16 protein-coding genes are annotated in these 15804 nt (G+C 71.6%); 6 read left to right on the forward strand and 10 right to left on the reverse strand.

Annotated elements, in window-relative coordinates:
* Positions 1-45: 45 nt before the first annotated feature.
* A complete protein-coding gene (locus AC5L30_RS05705) occupies positions 46-1308 on the reverse strand; it encodes a DUF2786 domain-containing protein (RefSeq protein ID WP_494865844.1) in 1263 nt (420 codons plus the stop codon).
* Positions 1309-1531: 223 nt separating this feature from the next.
* On the opposite strand from AC5L30_RS05705, the gene AC5L30_RS05710 reads away from it, so the two are divergent.
* Positions 1532-2014: a DUF2243 domain-containing protein gene (locus AC5L30_RS05710; protein ID WP_494865845.1), complete on the forward strand. Its 483-nt coding sequence runs from the start codon at positions 1532-1534 to the stop codon at positions 2012-2014.
* Positions 2015-2031: 17 nt separating this feature from the next.
* Positions 2032-2859 carry a cytochrome c oxidase assembly protein gene (locus AC5L30_RS05715; RefSeq protein WP_494865846.1) on the forward strand — a complete coding sequence of 276 codons (828 nt, stop codon included), beginning with the start codon at positions 2032-2034 and terminating at the stop codon, positions 2857-2859.
* Here the strand turns inward: AC5L30_RS05715 and AC5L30_RS05720 are convergent, their stop codons facing one another.
* The 8 genes from AC5L30_RS05720 to AC5L30_RS05755 form a co-directional block, all read right to left on the reverse strand.
* Positions 2860-3138 carry a hypothetical protein gene (locus tag AC5L30_RS05720; RefSeq protein ID WP_494865847.1) on the reverse strand — a complete coding sequence of 93 codons (279 nt, stop codon included), beginning with the start codon at positions 3136-3138 and terminating at the stop codon, positions 2860-2862. It lies immediately after the preceding gene.
* Between the two features lie 14 nt (positions 3139-3152).
* Positions 3153-4238, reverse strand: a complete 1086-nt coding sequence (locus tag AC5L30_RS05725) for an IQM protein middle domain-containing protein (RefSeq protein WP_494865848.1) — start codon at positions 4236-4238, stop codon at positions 3153-3155.
* Positions 4216-4557: a WXG100 family type VII secretion target gene (locus AC5L30_RS05730; RefSeq protein WP_494865849.1), complete on the reverse strand. Its 342-nt coding sequence runs from the start codon at positions 4555-4557 to the stop codon at positions 4216-4218. Before AC5L30_RS05730 ends, AC5L30_RS05725 begins: the two co-directional genes overlap by 23 nt.
* Before the next feature lie 3 nt (positions 4558-4560).
* Positions 4561-5019: a YbaB/EbfC family nucleoid-associated protein gene (locus AC5L30_RS05735; protein WP_494865850.1), complete on the reverse strand. Its 459-nt coding sequence runs from the start codon at positions 5017-5019 to the stop codon at positions 4561-4563.
* A gap of 112 nt (positions 5020-5131) precedes the next feature.
* Complete coding sequence (locus tag AC5L30_RS05740) at positions 5132-6250, reverse strand: CaiB/BaiF CoA transferase family protein (RefSeq protein ID WP_494865851.1); 1119 nt, start codon at positions 6248-6250, stop codon at positions 5132-5134.
* Positions 6250-8415 (reverse strand): 3-hydroxyacyl-CoA dehydrogenase NAD-binding domain-containing protein, encoded by a 2166-nt coding sequence (locus AC5L30_RS05745; RefSeq protein ID WP_494865852.1) that lies wholly within the window; start codon positions 8413-8415, stop codon positions 6250-6252. Before AC5L30_RS05745 ends, AC5L30_RS05740 begins: the two co-directional genes overlap by 1 nt.
* A gap of 14 nt (positions 8416-8429) precedes the next feature.
* A complete protein-coding gene (locus AC5L30_RS05750) occupies positions 8430-9644 on the reverse strand; it encodes an acetyl-CoA C-acetyltransferase (RefSeq protein ID WP_494865853.1) in 1215 nt (404 codons plus the stop codon).
* Positions 9634-10800, reverse strand: coding sequence for an acyl-CoA dehydrogenase family protein (locus AC5L30_RS05755; protein ID WP_494865854.1), 1167 nt, complete (start codon positions 10798-10800; stop codon positions 9634-9636). Before AC5L30_RS05755 ends, AC5L30_RS05750 begins: the two co-directional genes overlap by 11 nt.
* A gap of 131 nt (positions 10801-10931) precedes the next feature.
* On the opposite strand from AC5L30_RS05755, the gene AC5L30_RS05760 reads away from it, so the two are divergent.
* Complete coding sequence (locus AC5L30_RS05760) at positions 10932-11576, forward strand: TetR/AcrR family transcriptional regulator (RefSeq protein ID WP_494865855.1); 645 nt, start codon at positions 10932-10934, stop codon at positions 11574-11576.
* Between the two features lie 13 nt (positions 11577-11589).
* Here AC5L30_RS05760 and AC5L30_RS05765 read toward each other — a convergent pair whose 3' ends face one another.
* Positions 11590-12489, reverse strand: a complete 900-nt coding sequence (locus AC5L30_RS05765; protein WP_494865856.1) for a zf-HC2 domain-containing protein — start codon at positions 12487-12489, stop codon at positions 11590-11592.
* Between the two features lie 72 nt (positions 12490-12561).
* Between AC5L30_RS05765 and AC5L30_RS05770 the strand changes: the two genes are divergently transcribed.
* The 3 genes from AC5L30_RS05770 (at position 12562) to kdpA (ending at position 15785) form a co-directional block, all read left to right on the forward strand.
* Complete coding sequence (locus AC5L30_RS05770) at positions 12562-13602, forward strand: TRM11 family SAM-dependent methyltransferase (RefSeq protein ID WP_494865857.1); 1041 nt, start codon at positions 12562-12564, stop codon at positions 13600-13602.
* Positions 13603-14040: 438 nt separating this feature from the next.
* A complete protein-coding gene (kdpF, locus tag AC5L30_RS05775) occupies positions 14041-14130 on the forward strand; it encodes a K(+)-transporting ATPase subunit F (protein WP_036410889.1) in 90 nt (29 codons plus the stop codon).
* On the forward strand, positions 14130-15785 hold the full coding sequence (kdpA, locus tag AC5L30_RS05780; RefSeq protein WP_494865858.1) for a potassium-transporting ATPase subunit KdpA: 1656 nt from the start codon (positions 14130-14132) through the stop codon (positions 15783-15785). The genes kdpF and kdpA overlap by 1 nt, the downstream gene beginning before the upstream one ends.
* Positions 15786-15804 lie beyond the last annotated feature (19 nt).

Raw genomic sequence — 15804 nt, forward strand, 5'->3', positions numbered from 1 at the left:
AAAAGCGCAGAAATGCCCGCCGGGGGTGGTCCCACGCCGGGTGGTTCAGCGCGGATCGGGTCGACCGGGCACCTGTCGGGGCTTCCGGCCGCCGCCGACGTCCAGCGACGCCCGGTCCGCGGCCGAGGTGCCGGACGACCAGCCCTCGGCGTCGCGCACGCTGAGCCGGTGCCGGGTGACCCCGGGGAAGAGCGTGTCCAACCGCTCCCGGACCGCCTCGCCCCGCGCCGCGAGCACCGGCAACAGCCGCTCCGCCCCGGCCGTCTCGGCCACCGCCCGGTCCGCCTCGTCGGTCGCCGCCTCGGTGGCCGCGCGTAGCCGTTCGCCGATCCGCAGCGCGAACGCGTTGAGGAAGGACTCGTCCCAGACCTTCGTCCGCCGCCCCGACCCCGGCCGACGCTCGGCGCGCCCCCGCAGCATCGCCGCCGTGGCCTGGACCAGCAGCGACGTGTAGAGCAACTCCACCGCCAGCAAATCGGCCGGCCAGCCCAGCACGGTGGCGAAGCCGAGATCGTCGGACCAGACCGCCTCGCACCGGTTCGCCGCCGCCACCTCCTGCACCAGCAGCGCCTTCGCGCCCGCGTACGGGGCGTCGGTGCTCAGCCGCACCCCGCCGGGCAGGTCCCCGCGCTCCGCCCCGGCGGCCAGCAGCGCCTCGTCGATGCTGTGCCGGGCGATCAGCTCCTGGGCCTTCCCGGTCAGCGCCTCCGCCTCCGCCGGGAAGGTGGTCGACTCGGCCTTGGCCAGCAGCGCGCGTACCCGGTCCAGCATCGGCGACCCGCTGCGGGCCGTCCCCGCCGTGCGGGGCAGTGCCGCGCCGCTCGTGCCCGGCGGTGGGCGTAGCACCGCGATCGGCGGCAGGCTCTCCACCAGCGCGAGCGTGTCCACGGCCGCGCGGAGCGCGTCGGCCCGGTCCAGACCCTCCCGGGTAGCCCAGCCGTTCAGCACGCTGCGGTCGTCGCCAGCTTCGGTGGCCGCCAGCTCGCGTAGCTGGTCGTCCCACCAGGCGGGGACCGGCTCGGCCTGGTCGCGTCGCTGGGCGGCCATCGCGGCGCGGACCAGCCGGGCCGCGCGGGCGTCGAGCCGGCGACTGGTGATCCGGTCCACGTCGACCGGCTGCCAGCCGCGCGGCCAGAGCCGGCCCAGGCCCCGGACCAGGCGACGGAGCAGCGCCGCGTCCACCGCCGTGGTGCCGTCCGCGGTGCCGGTGCCGACCATCAGTTGGTCCAGCTGCCGTTCGGCCTGCCGTACGTCCGTGCCGCGCACCGCCGCGAGCGCGTTGGCGACGAGTTCGTCCGCGTCCGGCACGGGCACCTCCTTCTCGGGATCTGGCTGTCGCTGCCTCTCCAGGCTCCATGATCATGCCGCCCGTGGCCCGGGAGTCGCGAAACGGGGATGTCACCGACCCGTTCGGCCTCCCGTCCGCACTCGTGTTGACCACGCCCGTGCGGCGTCCGTCATCGGCTCCAGCGGCATGGTCCGTCCGGTTCTGGGTAGTTGAGGCTGACCTGACGCGGATACGAGGTGTGTGATGCCCGATTCACGCCTGTCGAGTCAACGCATCGTCGACGTGCGTTCCTCCACCCTCGTCGGCGTCCTGATCGGCATCGCGATCATGGCTGCGGTGGACGAGATCGTCTTTCACCAGCTGCTTGCCTGGCACCACTTCTACGACCGTTCCACCCCCTCGGTGGCGCTGCTCTCGGACGGGCTGCTGCACGCCGCCGAGGTGATCGCCCTGGTCGGCGGGTTCTTCTGGTTCGCCGACCTGCGCCGGCGGCGTGCCCTGTCGAGCCGGCTGGCCTGGGGTGGCTTCCTGCTCGGCGCCGGAGGATTCCAGCTCTTCGACGGGCTCGTCGACCACAAGGTGCTCCGGCTGCACCAGATCCGCTACGGCGTACACCTGGTGCCGTACGACGTGGCCTGGAACGTGGCCGGCGCGGTGCTGCTGCTGGCCGGCGTCGCTGTCCTGTGGTGGGCCCGGTCCCGCCGGCCCGGCGCCGGCCCCCGATGACGGCGGCCGGACAACCCGTGTTCGCGCACGACGGGCACGCGGCGGACGGGCCGGGCTGGATGCCGCTGCTCCCGATCGTGTTGTTGGCCGGCGGCTACCTGCTGGCTGCCGTCCGCGACCCGCGGGGTTGGGACCACCGGCGCACCGCCTCCTGGCTGGTCGGCTGCACCCTGCTGGCGGTCGCCGTCGGGCCGCTGGCCCACCTCCCCGACAACCCGAGCGGGCACATGGCGCAGCACCTGCTGCTCGGCATGCTGGCCCCGCTGGGGCTGGTGCTCGCCGCCCCGGTGACGCTGCTGCTGCGGGTCGCGCCGCCGCCGGTACGCCGGGCGGTCGGCCGGCTGCTGCGCGCCCGCCCGCTGCACCTGCTCGCCCACCCGGTCACCGCCGCGCTGCTGACCACCGGCGGGTTGGCGTTGGTGCTGCTCACCCCGCTGTACGCGGCGGCCGAACGGCAACCGGTCCTCCATCACGCCGTGCACCTGCACTACCTGGCCGCCGGGTACCTCTTCGCCTGGTCGTTGGCCGGGCCGGACCCGGCGCCGCGTCGCCCGGGACTGGCGGTACGGGTCGGCGCGCTCCTCGGCGCGGCGGCCGGCCACGCCGTGCTGGCCAAGTACCTGTACGCCCAGGCCGAAAGGCTCCCACCCGGCCTCACCGACCGGGACCCGGAAGCGTTCCGGTCGGCCGCCCAACTCATGTACTACGGCGGCGACCTGGCCGAACTGCTCCTGGCCGTAGCCCTCTTCGCCAGCTGGTACCACGCCCACCGCCGCCCTCGCCCCACCCACTCGATCAAGAGGTTCGCGTCGCCGAAGGACGAGGCTCTGACGCGACCTTCGTGATCAGCTCGAAGGTGGCGTGGCCGCCAGTGCGGAGGAGAGTCGGCGGAAGAACGAGCGGATCTCGTCCTCACCGTGGTGCGTCTCAGCCTGGTCGTTCAGCGGGCCCGAATAGCGCAGCGCCTGGTCCAGCGCGTCCCGCGTCTCAACCCGGTCTCCCGGGTAGAGCCCGGCGGTCACCCCGTCGACGACCCGGGTCACTACCGAGTCGTCGAGCACCCGGTCGAACTGGATCCCGTAGAGGATCCCGTTGACGTGGCCCTTCCAACTGTCCGTACCCATGCTCGTCGACTCCCCTAGAAGATCTGACTGCCGTCCCAGGCGAGGATCGGAACCCCGCCCACGCCGTTACGCTTGAACTCGGCGTCGAGATTGGCCATGTGGCTAACGTCGGGCTGGTAGTGACCGCTGCGCGCCGTCGCGTACTGGACTCTACCGTCCTTGACGACCAACTCGCCCGCCGCGGCGACCGGCTGCCCGTTGCCCAGTGTCGAGTGGTGAAAGTCGCCGACCTTCTGGTAGTTGGACGCGTAGAGGTTGCCGTTCCGGTCCATGACGAAGATCGCCTGACCGTTTCCGCTGAAGACGGTTTGAGCGCTCGATGTGTCGAATGGTTCGCCGCTTCTGGCGCTGCGCAACATGCCGTTGCTGTCGAAGAAGACTCGGTGCTGTTCGAGCTCCTCTGGACTGAGCCGGCGCACCGCCGTCGGGAAGTGCCCTCCGGGCAGGTGCTCGTTGCGGTACTTGTCGAGCATCGGCTTCGTGTTGTGGTAGCGCGGGGTGGTGTGTGGGCCGGGTACAGCGGGTCGTCCGGGGCCACCCGGCTTCGTGCCCTTGCGGTGGAAACGTCGCAGCAGCGTCTTCGCACGCTTCAACAACCGCGGGATGATCTCCTTGACGACCCGCTCGATGATCTCCTTGATGATCCGCTGGATCGCCATCCGGGCCAGGCCGATCGAGACGGGGATCGAGGCCAGCGACGAGCCGAGGCTGGGTGCCGCCGCTGCCAACGCAATCGCCACCTGAATCACCAGAATCGTCAGCTGGACGATGACCAGGACCTTCTGGGTCAGGGTGATGATGGCCATCACCAGCAACGCCATGCCGATCAGTTCGGCTGCCTGAGCGCCGTCCTCCATCCGGCGTGGTGCACCCTCCTCGCCCTGCCACGCCTGCTCGAACGCCCGAACGTCGTCCCCGCTGTTCGTCACCCCGACCTTCGCTGCGCCCGCCTCAGCCTCCCCGACCGCCGTACGCAGCCGGCCGGCGAACGCGAACCACAGTTGGGACGCTTGGAAGAGCAACTCCTCGTCGGCGGCCGGCCAGGTGAATCCGACCCATCCCAGGGCTTCGGCGAGTTCAGGAGGGAGCTGCATACCCATTGGGCAGCTCCATCCTCGTGAAGAGTTCGGCATTCGCGATGTCGGTCGCCTCGTGGGCGTCGGCACTGCTGTCGAGGTTCCCGGCGGCCTCCAACAATTGGTCGGCCATCGACCGGTAGACGTCGAGCGCGTGCGTCAGGACTTCCACGTACGCGGCACCAAAGAGCGAGCCCGCCTCGTCGGCGCCCCACGGATTACCCGTTCCGTTCACCGACGACTCGAGGCCGGCGATCTCCTCGCCAAGCTGCTGGCCGGTCGCCGCGAGCGACGCTGCCGCACTGTGCAGAGCGTCGAGGTCGACCTGAATCCCGTCGGACATGACTCAGCGCTGGTCCGTTCGGCGGGTGGCCCCGTCCAGGTCGCCGATCATCTGCCGTAAACCCCGGAACGCGTCTTCCGAGACACGTTCGAGCTGCTGGCTGAGGGCCACGGTATCGACGTGAGCGGCTGACGTCAGCTGGGCTCTGCGTGCGCGCTCGTCGGCCTGTGCCGCCTGGACCGCCTCCAGGACGTGCTCCGCGATGGCGCCGGTGCCGCTCCGGGACAGGCTCGGGTCGATCACCAGGGCCTGGAGGGCGCCGAAGGCGGAGACTTCCGCCTCGACGAGACCGTTCCCGCTGGTGCCCCGCCCCACCAGGTGTTCGACGGCGGGTGTGGCCTGGTCATCCCGCTCGGCTGCGCCGTCCGGCTGCGCTGCGGGAGAACCTGGAACCTGGCTCAGCAGGCGCATCGCCTCTTCGAGTGAGCGGCTGAGGCTGGCCGGATCGATCCCGCTCGCCATGCTCGTCCCCTTTGGTCTGCAGTTCACGATCAGGACGACGGTATCAACGCGGCACCTGCACCGGTGCCCCGAAGAGTCCTCTGTGGAATGTCTCGGCTGCCGACCGCCGAGATCACTGCCAGTCGGTGAGGATCTCCTCGACCGGTAGGACGTCCTGCTCCGGGTCCGGTGCCGGGGTTGGCCGGTCGGTCGGCGTGCGGTCGAAGCGGGGTGCGGGGGCTGGTTGGATCTCGCCGCCCACCTCGACGAATGTGCCCCGGGCCGCGTTGTGCGGGTGCCCGGGCGCCTCGCCGGGGGCGAGCACCGGCGCGACGCAGGCGTCCAGGTCGGCGAAGACCGCCGTCCACTCGTCCCGGGTGCGCTCGGCGAACCGCGCGGTGAACCGGCGGCGCAGCTCGTCCCAGCCACTCGGGTCGTACTGGGCGGGCAGGTCCGGGTCGTCGGCGAGGTCGAGGCCGGTGAGCAGTACGGCGTAGAAGGCCGGTTCCATCGCGCCGACGGCCATGAATCCACCGTCGGCGGTGGCGTACGTGTCGTAGAACGGCGCCCCGCCGTCGAACATGTTGCGCCCGCGCGGAGCAGCCCACAGGCCCGTGCCGAGCAGCCCGTGCAGGAACGAGGTGAGCAACGCCGAGCCGTCCACCATCGCCGCGTCGACCACCTGGCCCATGCCGGAGCGCTCCCGCTCCAGCAGTGCGGCCAGCACGCCGACGGCGAGCAGCATCCCGCCGCCGCCGAAGTCGCCGAGCAGGTTCATCGGCGCGTACGGGCGTTCGCCGGCCCGTCCCAGCGGCTCCAACGCCCCGGCCACCGCGATGTAGTCGATGTCGTGCCCGGCCCGGGCCGCCAGCGGGCCATCCTGACCCCAGCCGGTCATCCGCGCGTACACCAGTCGGGGGTTGCGGGCCTGGCACACCTCCGGCCCGAAGCCGAGCCGCTCGGCCACCCCGGGCCGGTACGCCTCGACCAGCACGTCCGCCCGCTCGGCGAGGCGCAGCAGGTCCGCCACCCCGGCCGCGGACTTCAGGTCCAGCGCGGTGACCCGCCGGCCGCGCTGCAACGGCCCGCTGGTCGGTGCGGCCAGCCGGCCCGCACTCGGGGCGCCCGGCCGGTCCACCCGCACCACGTCCGCGCCGAGGTCGGCGAGCACCATGCAGCCGAACGGCGCCGGGGCGAGGCTGGCCAGCTCGACCACCCGTACCCCGGCCAGCGGACCACCGCGCCTCGTCATCACGCGACCCCAGCCGGTTCGGCGGGGCGGTCGGCCGAGGCGGCGAGCCGGTCGACCAGGTCGGCGGGGGGCGTGAACCGGTCGCCGTAGCGGTCGGCCAGTTCGGTGGCACGGGCCGCGAAGCCGGCCGGGCCGCCCGCGTACTGCCGGACGTAGCGGATCACCCCGCCCGTCCAGGCGGGGAAGCCGATGCCGAAGATCGAGCCGATGTTGGCGTCGGTCTCGGTGCGCAGCACCCCCTCGTCGAGGCAGCGCAGCGCGTCCAGCGCCTCGGCGAAGAGCATCCGTTCCTGGAGGTCGGTGAACGGCACCCCCCGACCCGCCTCGGTGATCAGGTCGGCGAGACCACGCCACAGTCGGCCCCGGGTGCCGTCGTCGTAGGAGTAGAAGCCCCGTCCGGCGGCGCGCCCCGGCCGGTCGTACGCGTCGACCAACTCGTCCACCAGCCGGTGCGCCGGCAGCGGCCGGAACTTCTCGCTGGCCGCCTCGAACTGGCGGCGGATGCGCTGGATCAGCGTGAGACTGACCTCGTCGGCCAGCGCCAGCGGCCCGGTCGGGTAGCCGGCCTGAAGGGCGGCCTGCTCCACCGACGCGGCGGGGACACCCTCGGCGACCATGCCGACCGCCTCGTCGATGAACCGGCCGATCACCCGGCTGGTGAAGAAACCCCGGCCGTCGTTGACCACGATCGGGGTCTTGCCGATCCGCCGGCCCAGGTCGAACGCCCGAGCCAGCGCCACGTCCCCGGTCCGCTCGCCCACCACGATCTCCAGCAACGGCATCCGGTCCACCGGGGAGAAGAAGTGCATGCCGATGAAGTCCGCCGGCCGGTCCACTCCGGCGGCCAGCCCGGTGATCGGCAGGGTGGAGGTGTTGGAGGCGAGCAGCGCGTCGGGCGCCAGCACGGGCAACACCTCGGCGAAGACCCGCTGTTTCAGCGCCGGGTCCTCGAAGACCGCCTCGATGACCGCGTCGCAGCCGGCCAGCGCGTCCACCTGGTCGGTGGTGGTGATCCGGTCCAGCACGGCGCGGGCGTCCGCCTCGGTGGCGCGGCCCTTGCGTACCCTGCGGGCCAGCAACCGTTCGGCGTGCTCCCGGGCCCGGCCGGCGGCCTCGGGCGTGACGTCCCTGACCACGACGTCCAGCCCGGCGCTGGCGCAGGCGTACGCGATGCCCGCGCCCATCATGCCGGCCCCGAGCACCGCCACCCGGCGTACCGGTGGGGCGTCCACGACGGCCGGTCGGGCCGCGCCACCGTTGACGGCCTTCAGATCGAAGAAGAAGGCGCCGATCATGTTCTTGGCGACCTGCCCGGTGAGCAGGCCGATCAGGTGCCGGGTCTCCACGGTCAGCGCGGTCTCCAGATCGACCTGTGCCCCCTCGACGGCGGCGGACAGGATCGCCTCGGGCGCGGGCAGCCGGGCGCCCTTGAGCTGCTTGCGCAGCGTCGCCGGAAAGGCGGGCAGTTGTGCGGCCAGCGAGCGGCTGGCCGGGGTGCCGCCCGGCATCCGATAGTCCGGCCGGTCCCACGGCTGTGCCGGGTGCGGGTTCGCCGCGACCCAGGCCCGTGCCCGGTCCAGCAGCTCGGCGGGCGTGGCGACCACCTCGTCGACCAGCCCGGCGGACAGGGCCTCGGCCGGGCGCATCCGCCGGCCGGTGAGCAGCACCGTGGTCAGCGCGCCGGCCAGGCCGAGCATCCGCACCGTCCGGGTGACCCCGCCCGCCCCGGGCAGCAGGCCCAGCGTCACCTCGGGCAGCCCGAGCCGGCTGTCGGGCGCGTCCAGCGCGATCCGGTGGTGACAGGCGAGCGCGATCTCCAGGCCACCGCCGAGCGCGGAGCCGTTGACCGCGGCGACCACCGGTCGGCCCAGCGTCTCCAGCCGGCGCAGATCCCGTTTGATGGTGCCGAGCAGGTCGGCCAGCGCGGGCGCGTCGGCCCGGGTGGCCCGGATCATCTCCGGCAGGTCGCCGCCGGCGAAGAACGTCGACTTCGCGCTGGTCACGATGACGCCGACGAGATCGCGCTCGGCCTCCAGTCGATCGAGCACGGCGCTCATCGAGGTTGCGTACGCCCGGTTCATGGTGTTGGCGGACTGGGTGGGGTCGTCCAGGGTGAGCGTGACGATGCCGTCGGCGCCGCGGTCGTACCGGATGGTGTTGGTCATGGTCGTCCTCCGGATCAGCAGCGCTCGAGAACGGTGGCGACGCCCATGCCGCCGCCGATGCAGAGGGTCACCACGGCCCGGCGCAGGTCGCGGCGCTCCAACTCGTCCAACGCCGTACCGAGCAGCATCGCTCCGGTCGCGCCGAGCGGGTGGCCGAGCGCGATCGCGCCGCCGTTGACGTTCACCCGGTCCGGGTCGAGGCCCAGGTCACGGACGTACTTGAGCACCACCGCGGCGAACGCCTCATTGATCTCGAACAGGTCGATGTCGTCGAGGGTCAACCCGGCGACGGCGAGCGCCTTCCGGGTGGCCGGAATCGGGCCGGTCAACATCAGTGTCGGGTCGGCGCCGGTGACCGCCGCGCCGACGATCCGGGCGCGCGGGGTGAGGCCGAGGTCCCGACCGACGTCGCCCGAGCCGATCAGCACCAGCGCGGCACCGTCCACGATGCCGGACGAGTTGCCCGCGTGGTGGACGTGTTCGATCGCCTCCAACCAGTGGAACTTCTGCAACGCGACCGCGTCGAAGCCGGCCGCCGCGCCCATCGTGGCGAAGGACGGGGTGAGCTTCGCCAGCGCCTCCCGGGTGGTCTCCGGGCGCGGGTGCTCGTCGACAGTGAGGATGTCCAACCCGTTGCCGTCGCGCACCGGCACCACCGAGCGGGCGAAGTGCCCACCGGCCCACGCCTTGGCGGCCCGCTCCTGCGACCGCAGCGCGTAGCCGTCCACATCGTCTCGGGTGAAGCCCTCCAGGGTGGCGATCAGGTCGGCGCTGACACCCTGCGGCACGAACGACGTGGCAAGCGCGGTCTGCGGGTCGGTGGCCCAGGCCGCGCCGTCGGAGCCCATCGGCACCCGGGACATCGACTCGACCCCGCCCGCGAGCAGCAGATGCTCCCAGCCGGACCGGATCCGCGCGGCGGCGGAGTTGACCGCCTCCAACCCGGAGGCGCAGAACCGGTTGAGCTGCACCCCACCGACCTGGTCGGGCAGCCCGGCCAACAGCGCGGCGGCCCGCGCCAGGTCGCCGCCCTGCTCACCGACCGGGGTGACGATGCCGAGCAGCAGGTCCTCCAGCCGGCCGACGTCCAGGCCGGGGTTGCGCTCGCGCAACGCGTCGATCAGGCCGACCACCAGGGAGATCGGCTTGACCCCGTGCAGCGCGCCGGTGTCCCGGCCGCGTCCGCGCGGGGTGCGGACCGCGTCATAGACGTACGCCTCAGAGGGCACGGGCGATCAGCTCCTTCATGATCTCGTTGGTGCCGCCGTAGATCTTCTGGACCCGGGCGTCGGCGTACATCCGGGCGATCGGGTACTCCGTCGTGTAGCCGTAGCCGCCGAAGAGCTGCAGGCACCGGTCGACGACCTCGCACTGCCCGTCGGTGAGCCATGACTTCGCCATCGCCGCGGTGGAGACGTCCAGGTCGCCCCGCGAGTGCCGGACGATGCAGTCGTCCAGGAAGACCCGGCTGACCCGGGCTCGGGTGGCGCACTCGGCGAGCACCATCCGGGTGTTCTGGTGGCCCATCAGGGTCTTGCCGAAGGCGGTGCGCTCCTTGGCGTACGCGACGGTCAGCGCGACGGCCCGTTCCATGGCGGCGACCGCGCCGACGCCGATCACCAGCCGTTCCTGCGGGAGCTGCTGCATGAGCTGGATGAACCCCAGCCCCTCGGCGCCGCCGAGCAGGTTGTCCGCCGGCACCCGGAACTCGTCGAAGAACAGCTCGGCGGTGTCGTTGGCGTGCAGCCCGATCTTGGAGAGCAGCCGGCCCCGGCGGAAGCCCTCCGGGTCGCCGCCCACCTCGCAGACCAGCAGCGAGACGCCGGCCGCCCGCTGGTCGGGATCGGTCTTCACGGCCACGATGACCAGATCGGCCAGACCGCCGTTGGTGATGAACGTCTTCGCGCCGGTGACCAGGTAGTCGTCGCCGTCCCGGACCGCCCGGGTCCGCATCGCCTGGAGGTCGGAACCGCCGTCCGGCTCGGTCATCGCGATCGCGCCGACCAGCTCGCCGCTGCACAGACCGGGCAGCCAGCGTCGCTTCTGCTCCTCGCTGCCGTACGCCACCAGGTAACCGGTGACGATGCCACTGTGGACGGCCAGGCCGAGGCTGCTCTCCCCGGTGTACGCCTGCTCGTGCAGCAGCACCGCCTCGTGGGTGAAACCGCCGCCTCCACCGCCGTACTCCTCGGGGACCGACAGGCCGAGCAGCCCCAGTTCGCCGGCGCGCCGGTAGTGCTCACGGTCTGGATGGCCCTGCGTCAGCAGGCGCTCGGCGTGCGGCAACACCTCCCTGGTGAAGAAGGTGCAGGCCAGCTCGGCCAGGTCGTCATGCTCCGGCTCGCGCCAGGGTGAGGGTGAGCCGTCGGGCGGGGGAGTCGGCATGTGCATCACCCTCGCGCGCTGTTGGCGGCATGTCAATAAGTCGTGATCAGTGGCCAGGTCTCGTCGAGAACCTGAGTTGATCGAGGGTGAGGGCGGTGGCTGATCCTTGAGCGGTCGATAGGGTCGGGCAGATGAGTGTCGAGACGGCTCCGCGCCGCCGCCGTTTGGAGCCGGACGCCCGGCGTGGGCAGATCCTGGCCTGCGCGGTCCGGCTGTTCGGCGAGCGCCCGTACGCGGACGTGTCGACCACCGACGTCGCCCGCGAGGCTGGTGTCGCTCGCGGCCTGGTCAACCACTACTTCGGTGCGAAGAAGGACCTCTACCTGGAGGTCGTCCGGGTCATGGTGACCATCCCCGAGGTTGCCCTGGAGCGGCTACCCAAGGGTGATCTCCGGACCCGGGTCGACGCCAGCGTCACCTGGTTCCTCGACGTGGTTTCCCGGCACAGCACCTCATGGCTGGCGGCGGTCACCGCCCGGGGGATGGGCGGCGACGCCGACGTGGAGCGGGTGCTCGCCGAGGCCGAGGAGGTCGCCGCGGACCGGATGCTGGTCGCCGTCGGGCTGGCCGGCGAGGCGGAGCACCGCGAGGAGTTGCGCGGGATGGTCCGGGCGTACGGCGGGCTGGCCACCTCCACCGCCCGGGAGTGGCTCCAGCGTGGCGCGCTGACCCGCGCCCAGGTGCACCTGCTGCTCACCACGACCCTGCTGACCATCGTCGAGCAGGTCATCCCACAGGTCCTCGCCGAGCGCGAACCGACGCGACCAGAGCGCTGAACGCCGGGGCCGCTCAGGCGGCGCGCCGGTCGCCGGCCTGGCTGGTACGCGCCGCCGGAGCGGCCTGTCCGGTACGCGCCGCCGGAGCGGCGTACCGGTCGGCGGCCTGCGCTGGATAGGAGTCGGGGCGTACCACCCGAAGCGGCCGGTCCACCTCGTCGGCCCCGAACCGCCAGCGGGACGGCGTCGGCTGCCGCTGCGGCGCCGGCCCGCCGGGGCGCAGACCGGGCCGGGACAGCAGCACGGTGATCAGGTAGCCGACCACCAGGAAGCCGTGGCTGATCAGCCGATCCCCGCCCACCGATCCGGTGGCCAGGTCGTTGACCGACAGCAGCAGCAGCGTGCCGACGAATGCGCTGAGCATCGGCAGCAGCCCGGCGGGTGGGCTGCGGCGCACCGCCACGAACAGGAAGCCCGCGCCCACGGCCACGTTCCACGCCGCCGACTCGTGCCACAGGTGCTGGCCGGTGGGGTGCAGATGGTCGGCGGCCGCGCCCCGGCCCACCTGGGCCAGGCCGAGAACGAGCTGCACCGCGCCGAGCAGCCCGAGTGCCGCGCGCAGGCCGGTGACGAGCGGACCCCGTCCGAACGCCGCGCGCAGGCCGGGGACGAGCTGGCCGCGTCCGAGCACCTTCCGCAGGCCGGTGACCAGTGGGCCGCGTCCGTCCGAACGCCGCCACCGCGACCGGCGGGCCGGGGCCGCGCTGGTGGCGGCCAGGATCGCGGCCGTCCGGTCGGGCACCTCAACCACCAATCGGGTACGAACCCGACGGGTCACCGCGGCCGCCGCCGTGAACCAGGCCCGGCACTCGGCACACCCGTCGAGGTGCCCCTGCACCGCCGTCAGTTCGCCGGCGGTCTCCTCCCCGTCCAGCTGCGCGGACAGGACCTCCCGCCACTGCTCACACCCCATGTACCGGTAGTCGCTCCGGCAGCCGCTCCGGTTCCCGGCGACCGTGACTGGTTGTGGAATACTCGCCGGATCATGACGCGTTACGGCCTGCTCATCCTGCCCGCCACCAACCGGGTGTACGCCCGCGCCGCCGTCGACCTCACCCGCGCCGAGCTGGAGATCTTCGGGCGCTCGGCGCTGGATGGCCGGGTCGGCGAGCTGGGCACCGAGGTTGTCGGCGGGGCGTCCTACATCACGTTCACCGGGGACGGGCTGACCGAGCGTGATCTGGCCGTCCTGGGCAATCTTTCCGCCGGGTACGCGCTCTTCGAGATCGTCGGCGAGCTGCTGCGGCCGATCGAGTGGAGCCGGCTGGACCGCTACGACGACGACCTGCTCACCATCCAGAAGTACCCGGGCAAGACCAACGAGCAGTTCACCAAGCTGCTGCTCAACGTCACCCTGCTCGCCTCTGACTGGGCCGCCGAGATGACCAGCCGCCGGTTCCGGGTGCTCGACCCGCTCTGTGGTCGGGGCACCACCCTCAACCAGGCGCTGATGTACGGCTTCGACGCCGCCGGAATCGAACGCGACCAGAAGGACGTCGAGGCGTACCGGGCGTTCATCACCACCTGGCTGAAGCAGAAGCGGGTCAAGCACCGGGTGCTGGAGTCGGGGCCGGTGCGGCGGGAGCGCAAGGTGGTCGGCCGACGGGTGCGGATCGAGCTGGCACCGACCCGCGAGGAGCACAAGGCCGGCCAGACCCAGTTGTTGGACGTGGTCAACGCCGACACCGCCCGCTCGGCGGAGTTCTTCCGCCCGGAGACCGTGGACCTGGTCGTCGCCGACGCGCCGTACGGCGTGCAGCACGGCAGTCGTACCGCTGGGCAGGGCTTGACCCGCGACCCGCTGGCGTTGCTCGCGGACGCCGCGCCGGTCTGGGCCCGGTTGTTGCGCCCCGGCGGTGCGCTCGGGATCTCGTGGAACACCCACGTCGCCAGCCGGGACGACGCGGCGGCGGCATTGGCCGACGCTGGCCTGACCGTGGTCGACTCCGAGCCCTACCGCGCGCTGCGGCACCGGGTGGACCAGTCGATCATGCGCGACGTGCTGGTGGCCCGCCGCCCGGCCTGAACGGCCTCGCACCTGCGCCCCCGCCGCACCATGAGCCACCCCATCCGGGTCGCGCGCATGGTCTCTCTCGTGCATTCCCCTTTGCTCTGCACCCGCGGAGGCACCAGCTACAGACCGTGAGTGTCGCCTCCGCGGGTGCAGAGCAAAGGGCGGGCAACTGGCCTCGGCCTCGCGGGCCATAGAGGATCTGTGCCCCATTTCACCTGTTCAGTGGGCAGGTGTGAAAACCACGTCAAGAAAAGGTTCGCCCCCGTCATGGTCGCGTTATGACCCCTGCCGTTCGGCGGGTGGTGGGGCTTTGATTGCCCGGCGCGACCGGAAGGCGGTCGCGACGAACCTTTCCGGCTGAGGAGTCAGCGTGTCTGACGTGGTGTTCGTGGTCCTGACGGTGGCGCTGTTCGCAGTGCTCGCCCTGGTGGTCCGGGCGGTGGAGAAGCTGTGAACGCGGTCAACGCCGTTGGTCTGGTGCTCGCGGTCGTCCTGGGCGCGTTCCTGGTGTTCGCCCTGCTGTTTCCGGAGCGCTTCTGATGACCATGACAACAGCGGGCGTCATCGTCGTTTTGACGCTTGTGGCGGCCCTGGTCGCCGTCTACAAGCCGTTCGGCGACTACATGTTCCGGGCGGTCTCCGGCACCAAGCAGTCGCGGGCCGAGCGGGTCATCTTCCGACTGGTCGGGGTCAACCCGGCCGCCGAGCAGACCTGGGGCGTGTACGCCCGCAGTGTGCTGGCGTTCTCCGCGGTCTCGATCCTGTTTCTGTACCTGTTCCAGCGGGTGCAGAACCACCTGTGGCTGTCGCTGGGGTTCGACCCGGTGGTGCCGCACGGCGCGTGGAACACGGCCGTGTCGTTCGTGACCAACACGAACTGGCAGTCGTACTCGGGTGAGTCGACGATGGGCCACCTGGTGCAGATGGCCGGCCTGGCCGTGCAGAACTTCGTCTCGGCGGCGGTCGGCATCGCGGTGGCGGTGGCGCTGGTACGCGGCTTTGCCCGCAGCCGCACCGGGCAGCTCGGCAACTTCTGGGTCGACCTGACCCGGATCACGTTGCGGATCCTGCTGCCGATCGCGGTGCTCGGTGCCATCGCGCTGATGATCGGCGGGGTGGTGCAGAACCTGTCCGCCGGCACCGACGTGAGCACGCTGACCGGCGGCGCCCAGACCATTACCGGTGGTCCGGTCGCCAGCCAGGAAGTGATCAAGGAGCTGGGCACCAACGGCGGCGGCTTCTACAACGTCAACAGCGCGCACCCGTTCGAGAACCCCACCAGCTGGACGAACTGGCTGGAGATCTTCCTGATCTTCCTGATCCCGTTCAGCCTGCCCCGGGTCTTCGGCCGGATGGTCGGACAGAACCGGCAGGGCTACGCCATCGCCGCGGTGATGGGCATCCTCGCGATCCTCAGCGTCGCCATCACCAACATCTTCGAGCTGGCCGGCCACGGCACGGTGCCGCAGGCGGTCGGTGCGGCGATGGAGGGCAAGGAGGTGCGGTTCGACGTGTCGAACTCGGCCACCTTCGCCGCCGCCACCACGCTCACCTCGACCGGTGCGGTGAACTCGTTCCACGACTCGTTCACCTCGCTCGGCGGCATGATGACGATGGTCAACATGATGCTCGGCGAGGTCGCGCCGGGCGGCACCGGCTCGGGTCTCTACGGCCTGCTCATCCTCGCGGTGATCACGGTCTTCGTGGCCGGGCTGATGGTGGGCCGCACTCCGGAGTACCTGGGCAAGAAGATCGGGTCGCGGGAGATCAAGTTCGCCTCGCTCTACTTCCTGATCACGCCGATCCTGGTGCTCGTCGGTACGGCGGCGGCGTTCGCCACCGGCAACAACTCCACGGCGCTCAACGTCGGCCCGCACGGTCTCTCCGAGGTGCTGTACGCGTTCACCTCGGCCAGCAACAACAACGGCTCGGCCTTCGGCGGCATCACCGTCAACACCACGTGGTGGGACACCGCGCTCGGGCTGTGCATGTTGCTGGGCCGGTTCCTGCCGCTCATCTTCGTGCTCGCGTTGGCCGGCTCGCTGGCCCGCCAGGCACCCACCCCCGCGTCCGAGGGCACCCTGCCGACCCACCGACCGCTGTTCATCGGCATGGTCGTCGGGGTCACGGTGGTCCTCGTCGCGCTGACCTTCCTGCCTGCGCTCGCGCTCGGCCCGCTGGCAGAGGGGCTCTGACCATCATGAGGAACGAGGA

This window comes from Micromonospora sp. BQ32, from assembly GCF_059358895.1.

Bases quoted from the DNA above. Each gene is read 5' to 3' on its own strand.
- AC5L30_RS05740 (WP_494865851.1), bottom strand. From the start codon at position 6,250: ATGACGAGGCGCGGTGGTCCGCTGGCCGGGGTACGGGTGGTCGAGCTG.
- AC5L30_RS05760 (WP_494865855.1), top strand. From the start codon at position 10,932: ATGAGTGTCGAGACGGCTCCGCGCCGCCGCCGTTTGGAGCCGGACGCC.
- AC5L30_RS05770 (WP_494865857.1), top strand. From the start codon at position 12,562: ATGACGCGTTACGGCCTGCTCATCCTGCCCGCCACCAACCGGGTGTAC.
- AC5L30_RS05720 (WP_494865847.1), bottom strand. From the start codon at position 3,138: ATGGGTACGGACAGTTGGAAGGGCCACGTCAACGGGATCCTCTACGGG.
- AC5L30_RS05755 (WP_494865854.1), bottom strand. From the start codon at position 10,800: ATGCCGACTCCCCCGCCCGACGGCTCACCCTCACCCTGGCGCGAGCCG.
- kdpA (WP_494865858.1), top strand. From the start codon at position 14,130: ATGACCATGACAACAGCGGGCGTCATCGTCGTTTTGACGCTTGTGGCG.
- AC5L30_RS05710 (WP_494865845.1), top strand. From the start codon at position 1,532: ATGCCCGATTCACGCCTGTCGAGTCAACGCATCGTCGACGTGCGTTCC.
- AC5L30_RS05725 (WP_494865848.1), bottom strand. From the start codon at position 4,238: ATGGGTATGCAGCTCCCTCCTGAACTCGCCGAAGCCCTGGGATGGGTC.
- AC5L30_RS05745 (WP_494865852.1), bottom strand. From the start codon at position 8,415: ATGACCAACACCATCCGGTACGACCGCGGCGCCGACGGCATCGTCACG.
- AC5L30_RS05765 (WP_494865856.1), bottom strand. From the start codon at position 12,489: ATGGGGTGTGAGCAGTGGCGGGAGGTCCTGTCCGCGCAGCTGGACGGG.
- AC5L30_RS05730 (WP_494865849.1), bottom strand. From the start codon at position 4,557: ATGTCCGACGGGATTCAGGTCGACCTCGACGCTCTGCACAGTGCGGCA.
- AC5L30_RS05735 (WP_494865850.1), bottom strand. From the start codon at position 5,019: ATGGCGAGCGGGATCGATCCGGCCAGCCTCAGCCGCTCACTCGAAGAG.